Raw genomic sequence first — 22499 nt, 5'->3', positions numbered from 1 at the left:
CTGTCCGGAACAGTGGGTGCGGCCGTATGACGACCGGAGATCATGGAGCGGGGGCCGAGTTGCCGCCGCTGGTCGCCGCCCAGCACCGGGCCATGCCCTTCACCCGGCTCACCGACTGCGGCATGGACCCCGCCGACGCCCGACGCCCGACGGCTGCCGCGTCGGCTCCGCCACACCGGCTGATGTGGACAAGGCGGTTGAGCAGGCGGTACGGGCCCAGCGGGAGTGGGCCGCCCGGCCGTACTCCGACCGTGCCGCCGTGCTGCGCCGCGCCGCGCGCCTCTTCGAGGAGCACCAGCAGGAGATCGAGACCTGGCTGATACGGGAGTCCGGCGCGATCCGCCCGTTCGCCGCCCTGCAGGTCAGCAGCGGCGGTGCGGAGGAGTGCCACGAAGCCGCCGCCCTCGCCGGGGCCCTCTACGGTGAGCTGCTGCGCTCCGGGCAACAGCGGCTGTCCTTCTCCCCGCCGTGTCCCCGTCGGGGTCGTCGGCGTCATCGCCCCGTTCAACGTGCCGATCGTCCTGGCCATGCGGGCGGTCGCCCCGGCGCTCGCCCTCGGCAACGCGGTCGTCCTCAAGCCGGACCCCCGCACCGCGATCAGCGGCGGCGTCGTATTCGCCCGCGTCTTCGAAGAGGCGGGCCTGCCTGCCGGGTTGCTGCACGTCCTGCCCGGCGGCGCGGACGTGGGGGCGGCCGTGGTCGAGCACCCGCAGGTCCTCGTCATCGCGTTCACCGGCTCCACCCGGGCCGGACGCGCCATCGGTGTCGCCGCCGCCCAGCACCTCAAGCGGGTCCACCTGGAACTGGGCGGGAACTCCGCGCTCGTCATCATGGACGACGTCGACCTGGAGAAGGCCGCCTCGGTGGGCGCCTGGGGATCCTTCGTCCACGCCGGCCAGATCTGCATGGCCAGCAGCCGTCACCTCGTCCATGCCTCGGTCGCCGACGACTACACCGCCCTGCTCGCCCAGCACGCCGAGGCCCTTCCGGTGGGCGACCCGACCACCGAGGCCGTCGCCCTCGGACCGATCATCGACGCCGGCCAGCGCGACAACATCCACCGCATCGTCACCGAGACGGTCGAGGCCGGTGCCCGGCTGGCCGCGGGCGGTACCTACCAGGACCTGTTCTACCGGCCGACCGTGCTCACCGACGTACCGCTGACCGCGCCCGCCTACGCGCAGGAGATCTTCGGGCCCGTGGCGCCCGTCGTCCCGTTCCAGGACCTGGACGAGGCGGCCCGCCTGGCCGCCGGGACCGAGTACGGGCTGTCCCTCGGCATCCTCACCCGGGACGTCATGAAGGGCCTCGCCCTGGCGGAGCGCGTCCCCAGCGGCCTCGTCCACATCAACGACCAGACCGTCAACGACGAGGCGCTCATCCCGTTTGGCGGAGTCGGCGACTCCGGCACCGGTTCCCGCCACGGCGGCAGCGCCGCCAACCTCGAAGCCTTCACCGAACAGCAGTGGGTCACCGTACGGGGCGAGCTTCCGCACTACCCCTTCTGACGGCCGGCCCCCACAGAACCGCACGGAGATTTCCATGCCCGCGAACCCGATGACCGTCGTCCCCCGCCAGACCGAACAGGCCGCCGCCCCCTCGAACGCGGAAGCCGGCTGGTCCACCGACAACAAGTTCCTCAGCGGCCCCTTCGCGCCGTGGACGGAGGAGAACGAGGCGTACGACCTGGAGGTGGACGGCGAAATACCGTCCGACCTCGCGGGCGCACTGTTCCGCGTCTTCTCCAACCCCCGCTTCGAGCCGCGCAACACCGACCGCTACCACTGGTGGGAGGGCGACGGCATGGTGTGCGGCATCTACCTGCGCGAGGGCCGGGCCGCCTACCGCACCCGCTGGGTCGAGACCGACTCGATGAAGGTCGAGGTGGAGGCCGGGGAAGCGATCTACAGCGGCTTCGTCAACGGCGGCACCCCGGGCCGGCTGCCCGAGGGCGCCCCGCCCGCCAAGAACCTGGCCAACATCAACGCCGGCCTTTTCGACGACCACCTGATCGTCTACTTCGAGGGCGGGCTGCCGCACGCGCTGGACCCCGAGACCCTGCGCACCCTCGGCACGTACGACTTCCACGGCGGCATCGACGTCCTGTGCACCGGCCACTACAAGACCGACCCGGACACCGGCGACATGCTCTTCTTCGCCGCCACCGGAGCGACCATCACCTGGTACCGCGCCGACGTGAAGACCGCCGAGATCATCGACTCGCACTCCTTCGACATCGGCGTGCCGGTCCTCATGCACGACTTCGCCGTCAGCGACACCTACGCCATCTTCTTCGTCACCCCCGCCCAGTTCCGCTTCGACCTGGTGGCCCAGAGCAGGCCCGGTGTGGTCTGGGACGAGAACTCCCTCGAACACGGCGTCCAGATCGTCCTGATGAACCGTCACACCCACGAGGTCACCTGGCACGAGCTCGGCGGCCACTGGGCCAACACCCACTTCTTCAACGCCTACGAGCAGGACGACGAGCTGGTCATCGACGGGCACCGCATCAACCGGCTCGGCACCCCCATCGACCGCATCTCCACGCCGCTGAGCTCCCACGAGTGGTTCCCCCCGGCCCAGCCCTACCGGTGGCGCGTCGACCTGGCGACCGGACGGGCCTCGGAGGAGATGATCAGCGGCATCTTCGGCGAATTCCCGAAGATCAACGACGCGTTCACGGGCCGGCCGAACCGCTACGGCTACTTCGTCACCACGCGCGGCCTGGCCGACGACATCATGTCCGACGGACTGGCCCGCCACGACTACCTCCTCGACCGCACCACCGTCGTCGAAGGCCCGGACGGCCTGACCAGCCCCGGCGAACCGACCTTCGTCCCCCGCGAGAACGCCCGCGCCGAGGACGACGGCTACCTGCTCTCCCTGTGGTGGAACCGCACCACCAACCTCAGCGAACTGCTCATCCACGACGCCGCCGACCTGCGCCGGACCCCGCTGGCCCGGGTCAAGCTCCCCAGCCGGGTGCCGTTCGGCTTCCACGGCAGCTGGGCCGACCACGCCACCCTGGACCGAGCCATCGCCGCCCACCGCAGCAACGACTGACCGCCCTGGCCGGCGCCAAAGACACCCGCGGCCTGCCACGGGGAAAGGAAACACCCACCATGCAAGACCTGGCGGGCAGGACCGCCTTCATCACCGGCGGGGACAGCGGCATCGGTTTCGGCGTGGCGCAGGTCCTGTGCCACGCCGGCATGAACGTGGTCATCTGCGGAGTCGTCACCGAGACGCTCGCGAGCGCGCAACGCGAACTCGCGCGCATCGGCAGGGCCGAAGCAACTCAGCTCGACGTGCGCGACCGTGAGGAGTTCACCGCCGTCGCCGACCACCTCGACCTTGACTACGGCGGCGTGGACGTGCTGGTCAACAATGCCGGGGTCGGATTCCTCGCGCCGGTGGCCGAGGCGACCTTCGAACAGTGGGACTGGGTCCTCGACATCAACCTCACGGGTGTGTTCAACGGCATCCGGACCTTCCTGCCGTGCATGCCGGCCTCCGGCCGCCCGGGACACATCGTCTCGACCGCGTCGATCGGCGGTCTGCTCGGCACACCGGGAGCGCTCTACGTGGCCGCGAAATTCGGTGTGGTCGGGCTGATGGAGGCGCTGGCAGCCGAACTCAGGGACACCCCGGTGAACGTCTCCGTCCTGACGCCGGGAATGGTCCGAACCAACATCCACAACGGACCACCGCCCCCTGGCGAGCCACGGCCGCACACGCCGGGCGCCACCGCGGAGGCCGGCCTGCACGAAACGGCGATCCAGCCGGAGTCCGCGTCGACGGAAGTCATGCCGAACATCCGACCATCCGGTGCGGAGCTGGTACGGGCCATCTGCGCGGGCCTGGCCTGACCACCATCACGATGGCGATGCTCTGGGACCTTCCTGGCCGACCCAACGGGCAGCTGCTACGCCGTGTCCTGTGGGACTGGGCTTTGCTGGTGCACGCGCTCCACTACGCCGTGGAGCGGGGAGAGTTGGGCAGTCACCCGATGAACAGGGTTCGCTGGCGGGTGCCCAAGCCGACGGTCACGGTGGCGCCGGCTGAAGAACCGCCCGTCGGGAGAGACACGGGTGGTGCCGCTCCCGCCGCATCTGGCGACATCTCCCAATGACTGGGGTTGACTGGCGCCCGTCACCGGGCGGTCGTCGACCTCTCCGAACGGAGCAACCTGTCGAGGTTGGTCATGGAGGTGCGCATCGCGGCCCGCATCGCCGGCTCCTGGATGCGGTTCAGCAAGTCCCCCAGCGGTCCCAGCCCGATGGTGTACTCGACCTGGTAGACCATCTCTGTCGTCTCCCGGCCGTCCCCGCTCTGCATCGGCCGGAACTCGAAGACGTTGGTCACGTTCTGGAGCGGGGCGAATCCGGTGCCCGTGTCGACGCGGCGCTTGAAGGGCTCGATCTCCCTGACCGTCCACACCGAGTCGGTCTTCAGGGGGCCGAGAGTGCGGTTGCGTTCGGCGTAGGTCTTGCCGACGGTGGCGACGCCGTGGTGGTCGGTGACCTCGATCGCTCCGGCGACCCACTCGGCGTATCGGTCGGTGCGGGAGATGACGTCCCAGACGCGTCCTACGGGTGCGTTGATGACGGCCTGCTCGGTGACCACGTACATGTTCATCGGAGTGTTCCCTTTTCTTGTCGGTGCTTCTTGCGCTCAGTCCCGGTCCAGGACTTCGGTGGCGGTGTGCTTGCCGGAGCGGACAGCGCCGTCCATGAAGCCGTTCCAGTACGGGGAGAATTCGGCGCCCGCCCAGTGCACACGGCCGAAGGGGCGACCCATCCACTGGCCGAAGTCGGTGAGCACGCCGGGGGCTGCCACGGACGTGGGGCCGCCCTGGGTCCATTGCTCGGCGGTCCAGTCCTGCTCGACGTAGTCGACGGTGTCGAAGGCCCGGTCCCCGACGACCTGGGCGAAGGAGCGCAGCACCGCTCCACGGCGCTCGGCGGCCGGGCGGTGGGCCCACTTGCGCCATTCCCGGCCGCCGAGGAAGCCCATGAGGACGCCCGGTCCACCGTCGGGCGGAGTGTTGTCGAACATCTCGCGGATGGGGGAGCCGCCGCGCAGCAAGCCCATGCCGGACAGGCCGTCCTCGCGCCAGAACGGCGTGTCGTAGACGGCGACGCACTTCATGAGGGTGCCGAACGGCAGCCGCTGGAAGAGCTGGTCCTGCTGGGGCGGCAGCAGCGGGTCCCACACGATCCGCGCGGCGAGCAGGGGTGGGATGGCGACGATGACCTGGTCGGCCCGCCAGTCTCCGGCGTCGGAGACGACGGTGACGCCTGTGGAGTCCTGACTGATGCGCCGTACCGGGGCGGACAGGTGGACGCGGCCGTCGAGTTCCTCGGCCAGCCGCTGCGCGACGAGCTGCGAGCCGCCGACGAACCGGCTGTCCTGGGCGCCGCCGGTGGTGCCGGTGCCGCGTTCCATGGTGCCGGGGTGGGTCTCGTTGCCGAACGTGGCGACGTACCAGAGGCTGAACAGGGCGGACGCGTCGCGTGCCTCGCCGCCGTAGGCGGAGTTGAGGAAGAGGCTGATCATGTCGACGGCATCGCCGGTGATTTCGGCCTTGCGCAGCCACGTCTCGTAGGTCATGCCGTCGAGTTCGCGGGCGTGCGGGGCCCGCCACGGGGCCGCCGGGTCCACCTTGGCTGCCTCCCTGGCGATGCGAGCCAGGGCGATGCCCATGTCCGGCAGGGCGAACAGGTCCGGCGGGGTGTGGCCGGAGAAGCGCTTGGCCCTGCCGTCGTGGACGTAGACGGTCTCGCCGGGCACGGCTGCCTGGTAGGTGTCCACGCCGACCTCCTTGGCCAGCGCCAGGATGTGGTCCTGGGTGGGGCCGACGAACTGTCCGCCGATCTCCGTGACTTGGCCGTCGCCGAGGTCGTGGTTGAGCAGTCGGCCGCCGACCCGGTCACGGGCCTCCAGGACGGCCACCGACTTGCCCGCCGCGATGAGCTCCCGTGCCGCGGTCAGACCGGCCAACCCCGCACCGATCACCACGACGTCCGCCCTGCGGCTGTGACGTGAGGTGGTGGCGTCCGTGGTCTGCGTGCTGCTCATGATCACTCCCTGTCGTCGGTCGTACTGGGTGCTCCTCACCATACAGACGACATTGTCGTTTGACAATGTCGGTTGGTCATGTCGTTTGATTGGGTCACTTGACTTCTGTGAAAGTGCCGCTCAGGGCGGGTTTTGGCAGGGGGGTGACCCAAGTTGCGCAGTCGACATGTTCGGGTGACTTGAGCGACTGATAAAGTCTGGTGATCGAAGCGGTTCCGAGCCGCTGTCAGCCCGCGTCCGCGTCGAGACGTCCGGGAATCCCCTCACCGACTCTGGGAGTTAGCCATGGCTGTCCTGCTCCATCGGCTGGGCCGCGGTGCCTACCGTCACCGCAAGCTGGTGCTAGGCATCTGGCTCGTGGTCTTTGCCGCGCTCGTCACCTGCGTCAGCGTCTTCGGCGCCAAGCTCGACGACCGCTTCACCGTGCCGGGCACCGAGTCGCAGCGGGCGTTGGACACGCTCGGCAAGACACTGCCCGAGGCCTCCGGAGCGGGCGCCCAGATCGTCTTCACCGCACCCGAGGGCCACCACGTCACCGAGAAGTCCTACGGGACGGTCATCGCCGGATTCGAGTCGGCGGCCGCGAAGGCGCCCCAGGTCAGTGCCGTCATAGGCCCGAGCGCCTCCGGTGCCGTCTCGGCCGACCGGACCACGGCGATCGTGCAGGTGCAGTACTCGGCGCAGCGGGCCGAGGTGCGCGCCTCATCGCTCGACGCGATCGAGCAGGAGGCAGAGGCGGCCGAGCAGAGCGGGCTGGGGAACCATGTGGGCGGCACTGTCTTCGGCAGCAACGGCGTCCACATCGGCCCGTCGGAGATCATCGGCGTCGTCATCGCCCTGCTCGTCCTCGTCGTCACGTTCGGCTCGCTGCTCACTGCCGGCATGTCGCTGCTGCCGGCCCTGCTCGGTGTGGCGGTGGGACTGACCGGGCTGCTCGCCCTCGCCCCGGCGGTCAGCATCTCCTCCACGGCGGTCACCCTCGCGCTGATGCTGGGTCTGGCCGTGGGAATCGACTACGTCCTGTTCATCCTCTCCCGCCACCGCCAGCAACTCGCCCGCGGGACGGACCCGCAGGAGTCCATGGCGCTGGCCAACGGCACAGCCGGCAGCGCCGTGGTCTTCGCCGGCAGCACCGTGATCATCGCTCTCGCCGCACTCGGGGTCATCGGCATCCCGTTCCTGACCACGATGGGCCTCGGCGCCGCCGGAGCCGTCCTCATCGCCGTCCTGGCCGCGATCACCCTGCTCCCGGCCATCGCCGGATTCGCCGGTGCTCGGCTGACTCCCAAGCCCGGCAGCAAGGCGGCTCGGCCGGCCGCTGACCCCGACGCGTCCACCGGAAGGGCCACCCTGGGCGCCCGCTGGGTGAAGACGGCCGTCGCCAAGCCATGGCTGACCGTCCTGGCCGTCGCCGGCATCCTCGTCGCGCTCGCCCTCCCGGCGGCAGATCTGCGCCTCGCCCTGCCGGACAACGCCTCGGCCCCGGTCAGCTCCACCGAGCGCAAGGCGTACGACGTGGTCAGCGACAAGTTCGGCCCCGGCTTCAACGGCCCGCTCCTGGTGCTGACGGAGACCCATGACGGTCCCGGTGCGCAGGCAGGCACTCAGGCCGCGCAAGAGCTGCGGGACCTGAAGGGAGTCAAGGCGGTGCTGCCGCCCCAGCCCACCCGCGACCCCGCGCAGACCGTCATCCAGGTCATCCCCGAGACCGGTCCCGACAGCGCCCGCACCGACCGGCTCGTCCGTGACATCCGTGCCGCCGCGCCGGACATCCGTGAGACCACCGGAGCCTCCGTCGCGGTCACCGGAACCACCGCCGTCAACATCGATGTCTCCAACCGGCTCAGCGACTCCCTGCTGCCGTTCATGGCCATCGTCGTGGGCCTCAGCCTGATCCTGCTGACCATGGTGTTCCGCTCGCTGGTCATCCCCCTCAAGGCCGCCGTCGGATTCCTGTTGTCGGTGGCCGCCTCGCTCGGCACGGTCGTCGCCCTGTTCCAGTGGGGCTGGCTGGCGGACCTCTTCGGCCTGGCCCACACCGGTCCCGTCGTGAGCTTCCTGCCGATCATCCTGATCGGCGTGCTCTTCGGACTCGCCATGGACTACGAGGTGTTCCTCGTCTCCGGGATGCGCGAGGAATGGGTCCACACCGGCAGGGCACGCCGGTCCGTGATCGACGGCGCGCGGCACAGCGTGCGGGTCGTCACCGCGGCGGCCCTGATCATGTTCACCGTCTTCGCCGGGTTCTTCCCCCTCGACGACGCCCTGATCAAGCCCATCGCCTTCGCGCTGGCCGTCGGCGTGGCCATCGACGCCTTCGCCGTCCGCATGACCCTCGTACCGGCGGTCCTCGCCCTCGCCGGACGACATGCCTGGTGGCTCCCTGCCTGGCTGGACCGGGTCCTGCCCGATCTCGACGTCGAGGGCACGTCTCTCCAGAAGGCCCCCGAGGTGGAGCACAAGGAGCCTGAGCGAGTCTGCTGACAGGCTCCCACCTGGCGGAATCCTCCCCACCAGACCAAGGCCCCGGCCACAGGACGCAGTCGCCGGCCGGGGCCTTGGTCTGTTCCTGACCCGTGATCGAAATGGCCCGCCGCCACCCGGTCGGGGGCATGGGAGGGGGTGACCGGATGGCGGCGGGGGCTGAGGGGGAGACCGGAGGGCGGCGGGGGAGCGTGCGGGGTCAAGGGGGAGCGTGCGAGGTCAGTCGTCGATCGCTCGTATCGGGTCGTCGGACAGACTCGTGGCCAGCCACTGCTCCACGGCCGTGATGTGGACGGTCGCCGCAGCGGTGGCGAGCAGGGCGTCGCGTGACTGAAGCGCGCTGAGGATCTGCTCGTGGTCCTCATGGGCGCTGTTCAGGGCGTGACTGGCCTGGCTGCCGCGGACGATGCGGACACGCTGGGTGCGGGTGGAGAGCACTTGCAGCAGCATCGACAGCACGGGGTTGCCGACCGCTTCGACGATCCTGAGGTGGAAGGCGATGTCGTGGGCGACGAACTCCTCCACGGTGGCGACGGTCCGGGACCGGTCGAGGATGTTGCGCAGTTCCTGGAGATCCTTCGGCTTGAGCAGCGCGGCGGCCAGCCCCGTCGCCTGCGGTTCGAGCAGTCGTCGTACCTGGAGCAACTGCAGAGCCGTATGGCCCTGGGAGACATCCGCGGCGAAGGAGAGGCTCTCCAGCAGGAGATGGGGCTCCAGACTGGAGACGTACGTGCCGTCGCCCTGCCGGGTGACCAGAATGCGCATGGCCGTCAGCGCCCGGACTGCCTCGCGCAGGGAGTTCCGGGACAGGCCGAGCTGTCTGGCGAGGATCTCCTCCTTGGGGAGCCGCGAGCCGGGCGCGAGTTCACCGGCGACGATCATCGCCTTGATCTTGTCGATCGCCTCGTCCGTCAGTGCCACGAGAGTGCCTCTCTGAGTCGGGGACCCGCCGGCCCGGCGGCTCCGCCGGGCCTGACGCGGGCCGGCGGAGCCGCGTGCGGTGCGCGGTTATTCCTGCTTCTCGCCCGAGGCGAACCGGGAGATGATCAAGGCGACGATGATGATGGCTCCGTTGAGGAACTGGTTCCACAGCGGAGGTACGCCCGCCAGGGTCATGACGTTCACGACCAGCTGGAGGGTGAGGACGCCGGTGAGGGCGCCGAACACGGAGCCCTTGCCGCCGTTGAGGCTGACCCCGCCGATGACGGTCGCGGCGAAGACCTGGAAGATCCAGCCGCTGCCCTGGGTGGCGGAGATGGAGCCGTAGTGGCCGCTGTAGAGGATGCCGGCGAACGCGGCGAGGACGCTGCCGATGATGAGGACGATCCACACGATGCGGTCGACGCGGATGCCCGCGGTACGGGCCGCCTCCGCGTTGCCGCCGATCGCGTACAGCGCCCGGCCGTGCCGGAGCCAGGCCAGTGCACTGCCGCCGACGGCGAAGAGCAGCGCGCACACCCAGATGGCGGCGGGTACGCCCAGCCAGGACGCCTTGCCCAAGTAGGTGAAGGAGGAGGGCAGTTCGACGATCGACTGGCCCTCGGAGAGGGCGACCTGGAGGCCTCGCAGCATGGTCAGGGCGCCGAGGGTGACGATGAAGCCGTTGAGGCGCAGCTTGAGGATGAGGAAGCCGTTGACGGCACCGATCACCACGCCGACCAGCAGACAGAGGGGAATTGCCGTCCACTCGGGAAAGAGACCGAGCCCGTTGAATCGGCCGCCGCTGGTCGGCAGGACGAGCCACACGGCGATGACGGGCGCCACACCGATGGTGGACTCGAGCGAGAGGTCCATCCGTCCGGCGATCAGGATGAAGGTCGTGGCGAGCACCAGCAGGCTCAGTTCGGTGGACTGCTGGGCCACACCGATGAGGTTGTCGGCGGTCAGGAAGGCCGGCGAGACGATGAACCCGATCAGGCCGAGGACGAGGATCGCCGGGACCAGGGACAGTTCACGGAAGCGCCCGAGGTCGACCCGGCGGCGCGTGGTGTCCGCGGCGGCCGGCTCGGCCTTGCTCACTGCGGGCTCGGTGAGATCTGTGGTGGCGGACATGACTACCTTCCGTGCTCGTCTGCGCCGGTTGAGGCGGGTACGGCGGATGCGGGGGACGCGGTGGCGGGGGCCTTGTCGCCGCTGACGCCCTCGATGGCGGCGACGACGACCTCGTCCTTCCAGCCGCGGTCGAACTCGGCGACCACGCGCCCGTGGAACATGACGACGACCCGGTCACAGACCTTCAGGTCGTCCAGTTCGTCGGAGACGATCAGTGCGGCCTTGCCGCCGTCCGCGACCTGCCGGATGCGGCCGAGGAGGAACTCCTTGGACTTGACGTCGACCCCGTTGGTGGGGCGGATGGCCACCAGGACGTGCGGGTCGGTGGCCAGGGCACGGGCGACGACGACCTTCTGCTGGTTGCCGCCCGAGAGGGCGGAGACCGGGGTGGCGGCTCCCGGGGTCTTGATGTCGAGGTCCCGGATCATGCGTCCGGCGAAGGCCTTGGTGCGGGCCGGCAGCACCGTGCCGAACGGACCGAGCTGGTCGGTGACGGTGAGCGTCGCGTTCTCCGCCACGCTGCGGTTGTTGACCAGCCCCTGGAGGTGGCGGTCCTCGGGGACCAGACCGACTCCGGCGGTGAGCGCGGACGGCACACTGCCGGTGCGCACGCTCCTGCCCCCGACCGTGATCCGGCCGTCCTTGGCCCGGTGCAGACCGGCGATCGCCTCGCCCACCTGCACATTGCCGCTTGCGGTGGCGCCGGCGAGCCCGACGACCTCGCCGGAGCGGACCGCCAGGGAGATGTCCTCGCAGACGCCGGGCAGTGTCAGGCCGTCGATCGCCAGCACTTGCGGGGCATCCGCCCGCGCGAGGGGAGACCGGCCGACGGCGGCGGCGACCGCGGAGGCCGACTCGCCGGTCATGGTCTCCACCAGCGCCTGGTGGCCGAGTTCGGCGACGGGCGCGGTGAGGATGTGGGCCGCGTCACGGTAGACCGTGACCGTGGTGCACAGGTCGTACACCTCTTGCAGGTGGTGGGAGATGAAGAGGAAGGCGACGCCCTGACGCTGGAGGTCGTGGAGCTTGTCGAACAGCCGGTCGATGCCGCGGGCGTCGAGTTTCGCGGTCGGCTCGTCGAGGATGATGAACCGCGCCCCGAACGACAGGGCCCGTGCGATCTCGACGAACTGCCGCTGCTCGACGGTGAGGTCCCTGGCCCGCGCGGCGGCATCGACGGCCACGCCGTACTCGCCGAGCAACTCCTCGGCACGCCGGCGCAGTTGCTTCCAGCGGATGGGCTGCACCGCCCCGGCGCTCTGCCGGTTCAGGAAGAGGTTCTCGGCGACGGTCAGGTCACCGATGATCGTGGAGCGCTGATAGACGCAGGCCACGCGGGAGCGCCAGGCGTCGATGTCGCCGAAGGCGGGCGCCGGCTCGCCGGAGAAGTGCAGGGTGCCGGTGTCGGGTTGCTGGAGGCCGGTGAGGATGGACACGAGCGTCGACTTGCCGGCGCCGTTGCGTCCGACCAGGGCGTGCGCCTCGCCGGGGGCGACGGTGATCCGGGCGTCGCGCAGCGCTACGGTCGCGCCGAATCGTTTGCTGATGCCGGTCGCCTCGACCACAGGGGCCGGGGTGCCGGGGCCGGTCGCCCGGGCGGTCGCGGTGTCCGCCATGGTGGATACCGTCCTTCGTGTACGGAGGCTGGAGCCGAGGGGCGCGGGCGTGCGCCCGGGCCGGCGGTGCGGGGTGGGCGTCGGGGGACGGGGGGTGTGCTCCCGTCCCCCGACGTGGCGGTGGGAACCGGCGGTCATCAGCCGACGTTGTTGCCCCACAGGGTCTTGTCGTCGACGTTGTCCTTGGTGACCAGCGGCGCGGGGAGCTGGTCCTCGAGGCCGTTGGGCAGCTTGATGATCGTGGAGTCGTGGTCGGTCGCACCCGGCTTGAAGGTCTTGCCCTCGGCCGCGGCCTCGGCGTAGTACAGCGCGTACTTGGCGTAGAGGTCGGCGGGCTGGGAGATCGTGGCGTCGATCTGGCCCTTGCGGATGGCGTCGAACTCCTGCGGGATGCCGTCGTTGGAGACGATCGAGATGTGCCCCTTCTGGCCGGCCGGCTTCAGCAGGCCCTTCTGCTCCAGCAGGGCCAGGGTCGGCTGCAGGAACACACCGCCGGCCTGCATGTAGATGCCGTTCAGGTCGGGGTGCTGGGCGAGCAGGCTCTGCAGCTTGGCGGAGGCCACGTCGCCCTTCCAGTCGGTGGGCAGCTCGAACACCTTGATCTTCGGGAACTTCGTCTTCATGCACTCCGCGAAAGCCTCGGAGCGGTCGCGTCCATTGATCGAGTCCAGAGCGCCCTGGAACTCGGCGACCTTGCCCTTCCCGCCCAGCTGCTTCCCGAGGAACTCGCAGGCCTGGGTGCCGTACGCCCGGTTGTCGGCACGGACCACCATGTAGACGTCGCCCTTGTCGGGCCTGGTGTCGACGCTGACCACGGGGATCTTCTTCGACGCGAGCGTGTCGAGGGTGGAGGCGATGGCGCCGGTGTCCTGGGGGGCCATGACCACGGCCTTGGCGCCGGTGTTCTGGAACACCTGCACGTTGGCGACCAGCTTGGTGACGTCGTTCTGCGAGTTGCTGAGCGGCAGCGCGTTGATGCCGTCGGACTTGATGTCCTTCTTCATGTACTCGGCGTAGGAGTTCCAGAAGTCGGAGTCGGAGCGCGGCAGGTCGATCCCGATGGCGGGCTTGTCGCCGCCCGATGCGACCGAGTCGGCGCTCTCGCGGTTGCACGCGGTGGCGAGGGCCAGTACCGCGAGGACGGCGGTGGCGGCTGCGGCGGTGGAGCGGGTGCGAGCGAGGTTCATGGCCGTGTTCTCTCCTTAGCCAGGGCACTTGGGGCCGCAGGGCAACGGTGGAAGGGCGTACCTGCCTGCGGGGGGAGGGGCGAGGTCGCCGGACGGGCAGTTGCCGATCCGGCGCGGAAAACGCGTGGATCGTGCCCTGGGAGGGGTGGGTGTGAGGGTCAGCCGGGGACCGAGGATGCGGAGGCGGAGCGACCGCACGGATGTGAGCCGAATGGACGCACTGGATGGTGCAACCATTCCTCCGATGTATCCCGGACGTCGAGGACGTTACGACGGCGTTGCCGACGTTGACAAGAGTTCGCCGCCAGAGATTTGCGGGACGTCACGCCGTAGGGCGCCGAGGTGCCGTCCCGACCTCGTGACTCCGTGCTGACACCCCCTACGACCTGCAGAGTTCCGGCCTCCGTGGGTGACGGGCGATGCGCTGCGGCAGCTCACAATTCGACAACGGGGCCCTCTTGGACCGGTGGGGGGCGGTGGCAGGGCGTGTCCTCGGGGGGCCGTACCCCTCTCGGGGTGGCCGGTGGATGCCCGCCGGTCTCGCTCTCACCAGGGGAGGAGTGGTCCTGCGACCCGCATTGGATTCATCGGATGGCGGGTCACGTGTCGGCCCCGTGGCCATGCGTGACCACGGGGAATTTGCCGTTGTGAGCGCTTGACCGGCATGGCCGACGAAATACATCCGAGGAATCCATTGTCAGGCGCGATCCTCGCGTCTAAGGTCACTGTGCCGCCATACATCCGATGACTGTGATGCGGATGAGCGAAGCCCGCCGACAGGTCCGGCCCGGCGCACCGCAGGCGGCCCAGCCCTACGGCCGACCACCCCTCAGACGAAACCCGCATGGCAAGGGAGCCCCCAGTGAAACTGCTACGAGTCGGCGCCCCCGGTGAGGAGCGGCCGGCGGTCCGTACCGACGACGGCCGACTGCTGGACCTGTCCTCCGTGACCCCGGACATCGACGGCGTCTTCCTCGCCTCCGGAGGAGTGGACCGGGCCCGCGCGGCTGTCACGGCGGGAGAGCTGACCGAGCTCGACCAGGACGGCCTGCGGATCGGCGCACCCGTCACGCGCCCCGGCAAGGTCATCTGCGTCGGGCTGAACTACCGCGACCACGCCGCCGAGACCGGCGCCGCGATCCCGCCCCGCCCAGTGGTGTTCATGAAGGACCCGGGCACGGTCGTCGGCCCCTACGACGAGGTACTGATCCCGCGGGGGTCGGTGAAGACCGACTGGGAGGTCGAGCTGGCGGTCGTCATCGGACGGCGGGCTCGCTACCTCGACGGTCCTGAGGCAGCGCGGGCCGTGATCGCGGGCTATGCGATCAGCCATGACGTCTCGGAGCGCGAGTTCCAGCTGGAGTACTCGCCGCAGTGGGACCTGGGCAAGTCCTGCGAGACCTTCAACCCGCTCGGCCCGTGGCTGGTCACCGCCGACGAGGCCGGTGACCCGCAGAACCTCGGCCTGCACCTGAGCGTCAACGGCGTGAAGCGGCAGGACGGCCACACCGGCGACATGATCTTCCCGGTCGACCACATCGTGTCGTACCTGAGCCAGTACATGGTTCTGGAACCGGGCGACGTGATCAACACCGGTACGCCCGCGGGCGTGGCTCTGGGTCTTCCCGGCACTCCCTTCCTGCGCCCCGGCGACACCGTCGAGCTTTCTGTCGACGGCCTCGGCAGCCAGCGCCAGACCTTCGCCCAAGCGTGAAAGGCAGCACCACCTTGACTACAACCTCCGCCCGGATCACCGCCGTCGACACCTACGACGTCCGTTTCCCCACCTCGCGGGAACTGGACGGCTCCGACGCGATGAACCCGGATCCCGACTACTCCGCCGCCTATGTCGTGCTGCGCACCGACGCCGGCGACGGGCACGAGGGCCACGGCTTCACCTTCACCATCGGACGCGGCAACGATGTCCAGGTCGCCGCGATCGGCGCCCTGCGGCCCCACCTCGTGGGCCGCTCCGTGGAGGAGCTGTGCGCCGACCCGGGCTCGGTCAACCGCGACCTGATCGGGGACAGCCAGCTGCGCTGGCTCGGCCCCGAGAAGGGCGTGATGCACATGGCCATCGGTGCCGTCGTCAACGCCGTGTGGGACCTGGCCGCCAAGCGCGCCGGACAGCCCCTGTGGCGGCTGCTCGCCCACGCCGAACCCGAGTGGCTGGTCTCCCAGGTCGACTTCCGCTACATCGCCGACGCCCTCACCCCCGAGGACGCCCTCCAACTGCTGCGCGAGGGCCGCACCGGGCTCGCGGAGCGCGAGGCCGTCCTGCTGGAGCGCGGCTACCCCGGCTACACCACCTCTCCGGGCTGGCTCGGCTACTCCGACGACAAGCTCACCCGGCTGGCCAAGCAGGCGGTCGCCGACGGCTTCACCCAGATCAAGCTGAAGGTCGGCGCCGACCTCGCCGACGACATCCGCCGCATGCGCACCGCCCGCGCCGCCGTCGGCGAGGAGATCCGCATCGCCATCGACGCCAACCAGCGCTGGAACGTGGACGAGGCGGTCGAATGGACCAAGGCGCTCGCCGAGTTCGACCCGTACTGGATCGAGGAGCCCACCAGCCCCGACGACATCCTCGGCCACGCCGCCGTCCGCCGGGGCGTCGCCCCCGTGAAGGTCGCCACCGGCGAACACGTGCAGAACCGCATCGTCTTCAAGCAGCTCCTCCAGGCCGGCGCCATCGACGTCCTCCAGATCGACGCGGCCCGGGTCGGCGGCGTCAACGAGAACCTCGCGATCCTGCTGCTCGCCGCGAAGTTCGGGGTGCCGGTGTGCCCGCACGCCGGCGGTGTGGGCCTGTGCGAGCTGGTGCAGCACCTGTCGATGTTCGACTACCTGGCGCTGTCCGGCACGACCGAGAACCGCGTCATCGAGTTCGTCGACCACCTTCACGAGCACTTCACCGCCCCCGTGGTGATGCGCGACGGCCACTACACCGCGCCGCTGACCCCGGGCTTCTCCGCCACCATGCACCCCGAGTCCCTCACCGAATACCGTTACCCGGACGGCACCTTCTGGGCCGCCGACCTCGCTGGACGGGAGGAAGCGGCATGACCGGTCTGTCAGGGCTCAGGGCCGTCGTCACCGGCGGCGCGTCCGGCATCGGGCTGGCCACGGCCCGCGCGCTGGCGGCGCAGGGCGCGGCGGTCGCCGTGCTCGACCTCGACCCGGGCGGCGCCGGCGAACCGCTGCTCGGTTTCAAGGCCGACGTCAGCGACGACGCCTCCGTACGTGCCGCCGTGGATGCGGCGGCGACGCAGCTCGGCGGCATCGACATCCTCGTCAACAACGCGGGCATCGGCGCGGCGGGCACCGTAGAGGACAACCCCGACGAACAGTGGCACCGAGTCCTGGACGTCAACGTCCTCGGCATGGTCCGCACCACCCGCGCCGCCCTGCCCCACCTGCGCCGCTCCGCGCACGCGTCCGTCGTCAACACCTGTTCCATCGCGGCCACCGCGGGACTGCCCCAGCGTGCCCTGTACTCCGCCAGCAAAGGCGCCGTGCTGTCGCTCACCCTGGCCATGGCCGCCGACCACGTCCGCGAGGGCATCCGCGTCAACTGCGTCAACCCCGGCACCGCCGACACACCCTGGGTCTCCCGGCTGCTGGACGCGGCCGACGATCCCGAGGCCGAGCGTGCCGCCCTCAATGCCCGTCAGCCGATGGGCCGCCTGGTGACCGCCGACGAAGTCGCCGCCGCCATCGTCTACTTGGCGAGTCCGGCAGCTGCGTCCGTCACCGGCACCGCGCTCGCGGTGGACGGCGGTATGCAGGGACTCAGGCTGCGCCCGGTGGACCGGTCGTGAGGACCACCACGCTGGGCGGCAGCGCCGTACCGGTCTCGGAACTGGCCCTGGGCTGTGCCGCCCTCGGCAACCTCTTCCACCCGGTCACCGACGAGGCCGCCCACGCCACGGTGGAGGCGGCCTGGGACGCCGGTGTCCGCACCTTCGACACCGCGCCGCACTACGGTCTCGGCCTGTCGGAACGGCGGCTCGGCGCCGCGCTGCGCGACCGCCCCCGTGACGCCTACACCCTCTCCACCAAGGTGGGCCGGTTTCTCGTGCCGAATCCGGAGGGCGGCGCCGGCGACGACCTGGCCGACGGCTTCGCCGTCCCGGCCACCCACCGCCGCGTCTGGGACTTCAGCGCCGACGGAGTGCTGCGCTCCCTGGAGGCCAGCCTGGAACGCCTCGGCCTCGACCGCGTCGACATCGCCCTGCTGCACGACCCCGACGACCACGCCGACCAGGCCTTGCGCGAGGCGTACCCGGCGCTGGAGCGGCTGCGCGCGGAAGGCGTCATCGGAGCGATCGGCGTCGGGATGAACCAGTCCGCCCTGCCCGCCCGGTTCCTGCGTGAGACCGACCTCGACGTGGTGCTGCTGGCCGGCCGCTACACCCTCCTGGAACAGGACTCGCTCACCGAACTGCTCCCGGAGGCAGCAGCCCGCGGCCGGAGCGTGGTCATCGGCGGAGTGTTCAACTCCGGGCTGCTGACGGCCCCCCGGCCCGGCGCCACGTACGACTACGCACCCGCTCCGCAGCAGGTCCTCGACCGGGCGCTGCGGCTCCTCGCGGTCTGCGAACGCCATGGTGTGCCGCTGCGGGCCGCGGCGCTGCGCTTCCCGTTCGGCCATCCCGCGGTCGCGAGCGTCCTGACCGGCGCGCGCACTCCCGAGGAGGTGCGCGACACGGTGGAGCAGCTGCGGCGCCCGATCCCGGACGCCCTGTGGGACGAGCTGCGCGCCGAGGGCCTGCTGGACCCGGACACCCCCATCCCCGCAGCTACACCGGTCGGCAAAGCCGCGCCGACCGGGCAAGCCATGCCGCCGAAGGAGCCGTCATGAGGGTCGCCCTGCACACCAAGGTCCGCGCCGACCGCATCGAGGAGTACGAGGCCGCGCACCGCGAGGTGCCCGAGGAACTCACCGCCGCGATCCGCGCCGCGGGGGTGAGCGAGTGGACGATCTGGCGAAGCGGCACGGACCTGTTCCATGTGCTGGAGGTCGAGGACTACCAGGCGATGATCGCCGAACTCGACAAGCTGCCCGTCAACATCACCTGGCAGGCCCGGATGGCCGACCTCCTCGACGTCGTCCACGACTACTCCGCGCAGGGCGCGGACGCCTCGCTGCCGGTGGTGTGGGAACTGTGACCGGAGCGGAAACCGGGCCCGGCATCGTGGACGCCCACCACCATGTGTGGGACCTGTCCGTCCGTGACCAGGACTGGATCAGCGGAGACGAACTCGCCCCGCTACAAAGCGACTTCACCATCGCGGACCTGGCACCGGAGGCCCGCGCGGCCGGTGTCACCGCCACCGTGCTGGTGCAGACGATCACCGTGCCGGAGGAGACCCCGGAGTTCCTGGCCCTGGCCGCCGACAGCGACCTGGTCGCCGGGGTCGTCGGCTGGACCGACCTGACCGCCCCCGACGTCGCCGAGACCCTCGCGGAGCTGCGCGCGGGCCCCGGCGGGGAGCACCTGGTGGGCATCCGCCACCAGGTGCAGGGCGAGCCGGACCCGCGCTGGCTCGTCCGCCCCGAGGTACTGCGCGGCTTGGCCGCGGTCGCCGAGGCGGGACTCGTCTACGACCTCGTGGTGAAGCCCCACCAGCTCGCCGCGGCCGTCGAGGCCGCACAGCGCCTCCCCGGCCTCACCTTCGTCCTCGACCACATCGGCAAGCCGCACATCGCGTCCGGCGAACTCGCCCCCTGGGCGCAGCAGATCAGGAGCCTGGCCGCCCTCCCCAACACCGTCTGCAAACTCTCCGGCATGGTCACCGAAGCCGACTGGGACTCCTGGACCGTCGCGGCCCTCACGCCGTACGCCGACACCGTGCTCGACGCCTTCGGACCCGAGCGGCTGATGTTCGGCTCGGACTGGCCGGTCTGCCGGCTCGCCGCCACGTACACCGAAGTGATCGCCCTCGCACGCGAGTTGACTGCCGGGCTCGGGTCGGCCGAGCGTCACGACGTCTTCGCCGGTACGGCCGTGCGGACCTACGACCTGCCTGTCACCGCGCGGCCGTCCCCGCCCCAGGAAACCCCATGCGCATAGCCCTCTTCATCACCTGCTTCAACGACACCATGTTCCCCCGCACCGGTCAGGCCGTGACCACACTGCTGGAACGCCTCGGCCACACCGTGGAGTTCCCGCAGGGCCAGACCTGCTGCGGCCAGATGCACTTCAACACCGGCTACCGCCCCGAGACCCTCCCCATGGTCCGCCGCTTCGCCGAGGTCTTCGCGGGCTACGACGCCGTCGTCGCCCCCTCCGGGTCCTGCGCGGGCATGGTGCGCGACCACCACCGCGTGGTGGCGGCCCAGTACGGCGACGCCGCGCTCGCCGAGGCGGTCGAGCACGTCGTCCCGACGGTGTACGAGCTGTCGGAGCTCCTCGTCGACGTCCTCGGCGTCACCGATGTCGGCGCCTACTTCCCGCACCGCGTCACCTACCACCCGACCTGCCACTCGCTGCGCATGCTCCGCGTCGGCGACCGGCCGCTGAAGCTGCTGCGCGCCGTGAAGGGCATCGACCTCGTCGAACTGCCCGACGCGCAGTCCTGCTGCGGCTTCGGCGGCACCTTCGCCCTGAAGAACGCGGAGGTCTCCAACGCGATGCTGGCCGACAAGATGCGCCATGTGCAGGACACCGGCGCCGAGATCCTGTGCGCGGGCGACAACTCCTGCCTCACCCACATCGGCGGCGGCCTGTCCCGGCTCCGTACCGGCGTCGGCACGATGCACCTGGCCGAGATCCTGGCCTCAACAGAAGGGGACGTACGGTGAGCGGCGCCGACAACGTCGTATGGCTGGGCACCCCGCCCTTCCCCGAGGCGGCGCGCACCGCGCTCGCCGACACCCGGCTACGGGCGAACCTGCGCCGCGCGACCGGCACCATCCGGGACAAACGGCTCGCGGTCGCCGCCGAACTGGAGGACTGGGAGGAACTGCGGGAGACGGCCGCGACGATCAAGCGTCACACCCTCCGCCACCTCGACCACCATCTCCTGCGCCTGGAGAAGGCGGTGACCGCCGCGGGCGGAGTGGTGCACTGGGCCGCGGACGCCGCCGACGCCAACCGCATCGTGACCGCCCTGGTGAAGGCGACCGGCGAGGACGAGGTCGTCAAGGTCAAGTCGATGGCGACCCAGGAGATCGGCCTCAACGAGGCGCTCGCGGACGCGGGCATCCGTGCCTACGAGACCGATCTCGCGGAACTCATCGTGCAGTTGGGCGGCGACCGCCCCTCGCACATCCTCGTACCCGCCATCCACCGGGGCCGCTCCGAGATCCGGGAGATCTTCCGCCGGGAGATGGGGGAGTGGGGCAGACCCGCCCCCGAGGACCTCACCGACGAGCCCCGCGACCTCGCCGAGGCGGCCCGGCTCCACCTGCGGGAGAAGTTCCTGCGGGCCAAGGTCGCCGTCTCCGGCGCCAACTTCGCGGCCGCCGACACCGGAACGGTGGCGGTGGTGGAGTCGGAGGGCAACGGGCGGATGTGCCTGACCCTGCCTCAGACCCTGATCACCGTCATGGGCATCGAGAAGGTCCTGCCGTCCTTCGTCGACCTGGACGTCTTCCTCCAGCTCCTGCCCCGCTCGTCGACCGGCGAGCGGATGAACCCGTACACCTCCCTGTGGACCGGCGTCACCGAGGGCGACGGTCCCCGGAACTTCCACCTGGTGCTGCTCGACAACGGCCGCACCGCCACCCTCGCCGACGAGGTGGGCCGCCAGGCCCTCGCCTGCATCCGCTGCTCGGCGTGCCTCAACGTCTGCCCGGTGTACGAGCGCACGGGGGGCCACGCCTACGGCTCGGTCTACCCCGGGCCGATCGGCGCCGTCCTGACCCCGCAGCTCGTCGGCATCGAGAACGCGGCCTCGCTGCCCTTCGCCTCGACCCTGTGCGGCGCCTGTTACGACGCCTGCCCCGTCAAGATCAACATTCCCGAGGTGCTGGTCCATCTGCGCGCCGAGGCCGTGGAGGCCAAACGCCGGGACCGACTGCTCCCCACGACCGAGGCACTCGCCATGAAGGCCGCGGGCGCCGTCCTGAACTCACCGCGGCGACTGGCCGCCGTACAGCGGCTGGCCGCCCTGGGAGCCCGGCTGGTGGCACGTGACGGCAGGATCGGCGCCCTGCCCGGCCCGTTCGCCCGCTGGTCCGGCACCCGGGACACCCCGGCGCCGGCCCGCGAGTCCCTGCGCGCCTGGTGGCGCCGTACGCGACCGCCCACGGGCGAAGACAGCCGTACGACGACGGAGAGGAAGGGATGACGATGAACGGCCGCGAGACCGTCCTGAGCGCGGTCAAAGGAGCGCTGTCCGGCGTGCCGGATTCCGAGCGCCCCGACGACGCACCTCCTTCGCAGGGCCGCCGTGCCGACCACGCCGGACCGGACGTGGTCGGGCTGTTCGCCGAGCGTGCCGCCGAGTACCGCGCCACGGTGGTCCGTGTTCCGGCGGCCGATGCCGCGGCGGCGGTCGGTCGCGCGCTGGCCCGCACCGGGGCACGGTCCCTGGTGGTGCCGCCCGGGCTTCCCGAGGACCTGGTCCCGGAGGGTCCTTGGTCCCTGCTGACGGACGTCCCGCCGCTGACCGTCGGACAACTCGACGCGGCGGACGCCGTGGTCACCACCGTCGCCACCGCCATCGCCGTCACCGGCACCGTGACCCTCGACCACGGTCCGGGCCAGGGGCGGCGGGTCCTGACCCTGCTTCCGGACCAGCACATCTGCGTGGTCCGGGCGGACCAGATCGCTCCCGACGTACCCGAGGCCCTGCGCCTGCTCGATCCCTACCGCCCGCTGACTCTGATCTCCGGCCCCTCGGCCACCAGCGACATCGAACTGGACCGTGTCGAGGGCGTGCACGGGCCCAGGACTCTCGACATCGTCGTGGTGGGGGACGTGTAGCCGACGGCGCCGGGACCGTACGCCTTCGCAGCGCGGCAGGGTGGCCGCGCCGCGAAGGCGTGCCCGTTTTCGACAGCTGACCAGACCCGATATACCTCCGATGTCTTCGGTCCTCAGAATTGGTGGAGCGGCGATGAGCTGGC

Annotated in this window: 18 protein-coding genes and 1 pseudogene; 13 read left to right on the top strand and 6 right to left on the bottom strand. The window is 70.5% G+C overall.

Annotated elements, in window-relative coordinates; genetic code table 11:
• Positions 1-115: 115 nt before the first annotated feature.
• The 3 genes and pseudogenes from PBV52_RS05850 to PBV52_RS05840 all read left to right on the top strand — a co-directional run bounded on the left by PBV52_RS05850 (position 116) and on the right by PBV52_RS05840 (position 3869).
• Positions 116-1508: pseudogene (locus PBV52_RS05850) on the top strand (aldehyde dehydrogenase family protein).
• Between the two features lie 34 nt (positions 1509-1542).
• Entirely contained in the window at positions 1543-3063 is a 1521-nt protein-coding gene (locus PBV52_RS05845) for a carotenoid oxygenase family protein (protein WP_274237204.1), read from the top strand.
• A gap of 59 nt (positions 3064-3122) precedes the next feature.
• The gene (locus PBV52_RS05840; protein ID WP_274237202.1) at positions 3123-3869 is read left to right on the top strand and encodes an SDR family oxidoreductase; all 747 of its coding nucleotides are present in this window, start codon (positions 3123-3125) and stop codon (positions 3867-3869) included.
• A 283-nt stretch (positions 3870-4152) separates the two neighbouring features.
• Here PBV52_RS05840 and PBV52_RS05835 read toward each other — a convergent pair whose 3' ends face one another.
• Complete coding sequence (locus PBV52_RS05835; RefSeq protein WP_274237201.1) at positions 4153-4638, bottom strand: SRPBCC family protein; 486 nt, start codon at positions 4636-4638, stop codon at positions 4153-4155.
• Positions 4639-4674: 36 nt separating this feature from the next.
• On the bottom strand, positions 4675-6081 hold the full coding sequence (locus PBV52_RS05830) for a flavin monoamine oxidase family protein (protein ID WP_274237200.1): 1407 nt from the start codon (positions 6079-6081) through the stop codon (positions 4675-4677).
• A 285-nt stretch (positions 6082-6366) separates the two neighbouring features.
• Here PBV52_RS05830 and PBV52_RS05825 point away from each other — a divergent pair, with 285 nt between their 5' ends.
• Complete coding sequence (locus tag PBV52_RS05825; RefSeq protein ID WP_274237199.1) at positions 6367-8565, top strand: MMPL family transporter; 2199 nt, start codon at positions 6367-6369, stop codon at positions 8563-8565.
• A gap of 219 nt (positions 8566-8784) precedes the next feature.
• On the opposite strand, the gene PBV52_RS05820 is transcribed toward PBV52_RS05825, so the two are convergent.
• From PBV52_RS05820 to PBV52_RS05805, 4 genes are all read right to left on the bottom strand, one after another.
• Complete coding sequence (locus PBV52_RS05820; protein ID WP_274237198.1) at positions 8785-9486, bottom strand: FadR/GntR family transcriptional regulator; 702 nt, start codon at positions 9484-9486, stop codon at positions 8785-8787.
• Positions 9487-9573: 87 nt separating this feature from the next.
• Complete coding sequence (locus PBV52_RS05815; RefSeq protein WP_274237196.1) at positions 9574-10617, bottom strand: ABC transporter permease; 1044 nt, start codon at positions 10615-10617, stop codon at positions 9574-9576.
• 2 nt (positions 10618-10619) lie between these two features.
• Entirely contained in the window at positions 10620-12233 is a 1614-nt protein-coding gene (locus PBV52_RS05810) for a sugar ABC transporter ATP-binding protein (protein WP_274237195.1), read from the bottom strand.
• A 137-nt stretch (positions 12234-12370) separates the two neighbouring features.
• Positions 12371-13420 carry a sugar ABC transporter substrate-binding protein gene (locus tag PBV52_RS05805; RefSeq protein WP_274237194.1) on the bottom strand — a complete coding sequence of 350 codons (1050 nt, stop codon included), beginning with the start codon at positions 13418-13420 and terminating at the stop codon, positions 12371-12373.
• Positions 13421-14282: 862 nt separating this feature from the next.
• Here PBV52_RS05805 and PBV52_RS05800 point away from each other — a divergent pair.
• The 9 genes from PBV52_RS05800 to PBV52_RS05760 are packed head-to-tail and all read left to right on the top strand — an operon-like array spanning position 14283 to position 22356.
• The gene (locus PBV52_RS05800; protein ID WP_274237193.1) at positions 14283-15134 is read left to right on the top strand and encodes a fumarylacetoacetate hydrolase family protein; all 852 of its coding nucleotides are present in this window, start codon (positions 14283-14285) and stop codon (positions 15132-15134) included.
• Positions 15135-15148: 14 nt separating this feature from the next.
• Positions 15149-16486 carry an L-fuconate dehydratase gene (locus tag PBV52_RS05795; protein ID WP_274237192.1) on the top strand — a complete coding sequence of 446 codons (1338 nt, stop codon included), beginning with the start codon at positions 15149-15151 and terminating at the stop codon, positions 16484-16486.
• Positions 16483-17241, top strand: a complete 759-nt coding sequence (locus tag PBV52_RS05790; protein WP_274237191.1) for an SDR family NAD(P)-dependent oxidoreductase — start codon at positions 16483-16485, stop codon at positions 17239-17241. Before PBV52_RS05795 ends, PBV52_RS05790 begins: the two co-directional genes overlap by 4 nt.
• A complete protein-coding gene (locus PBV52_RS05785; RefSeq protein WP_274237190.1) occupies positions 17238-18284 on the top strand; it encodes an aldo/keto reductase in 1047 nt (348 codons plus the stop codon). Before PBV52_RS05790 ends, PBV52_RS05785 begins: the two co-directional genes overlap by 4 nt.
• The gene (locus tag PBV52_RS05780) at positions 18281-18592 is read left to right on the top strand and encodes an L-rhamnose mutarotase (RefSeq protein WP_274237189.1); all 312 of its coding nucleotides are present in this window, start codon (positions 18281-18283) and stop codon (positions 18590-18592) included. Before PBV52_RS05785 ends, PBV52_RS05780 begins: the two co-directional genes overlap by 4 nt.
• Entirely contained in the window at positions 18589-19497 is a 909-nt protein-coding gene (locus PBV52_RS05775) for an amidohydrolase (protein WP_274237188.1), read from the top strand. The genes PBV52_RS05780 and PBV52_RS05775 overlap by 4 nt, the downstream gene beginning before the upstream one ends.
• Positions 19488-20228 carry a (Fe-S)-binding protein gene (locus PBV52_RS05770; protein ID WP_274237187.1) on the top strand — a complete coding sequence of 247 codons (741 nt, stop codon included), beginning with the start codon at positions 19488-19490 and terminating at the stop codon, positions 20226-20228. The genes PBV52_RS05775 and PBV52_RS05770 overlap by 10 nt, the downstream gene beginning before the upstream one ends.
• Positions 20225-21718 (top strand): LutB/LldF family L-lactate oxidation iron-sulfur protein, encoded by a 1494-nt coding sequence (locus PBV52_RS05765; protein ID WP_274237186.1) that lies wholly within the window; start codon positions 20225-20227, stop codon positions 21716-21718. Before PBV52_RS05770 ends, PBV52_RS05765 begins: the two co-directional genes overlap by 4 nt.
• Entirely contained in the window at positions 21715-22356 is a 642-nt protein-coding gene (locus PBV52_RS05760) for a lactate utilization protein C (protein WP_373921834.1), read from the top strand. The genes PBV52_RS05765 and PBV52_RS05760 overlap by 4 nt, the downstream gene beginning before the upstream one ends.
• The last annotated feature ends 143 nt before the right edge of the window (positions 22357-22499 follow it).

The sequence above is a fragment of the Streptomyces sp. T12 genome, assembly GCF_028736035.1.
Taxonomy (GTDB): domain Bacteria; phylum Actinomycetota; class Actinomycetes; order Streptomycetales; family Streptomycetaceae; genus Streptomyces.
This window is presented reverse-complemented; position numbering and strand designations above follow the sequence as displayed.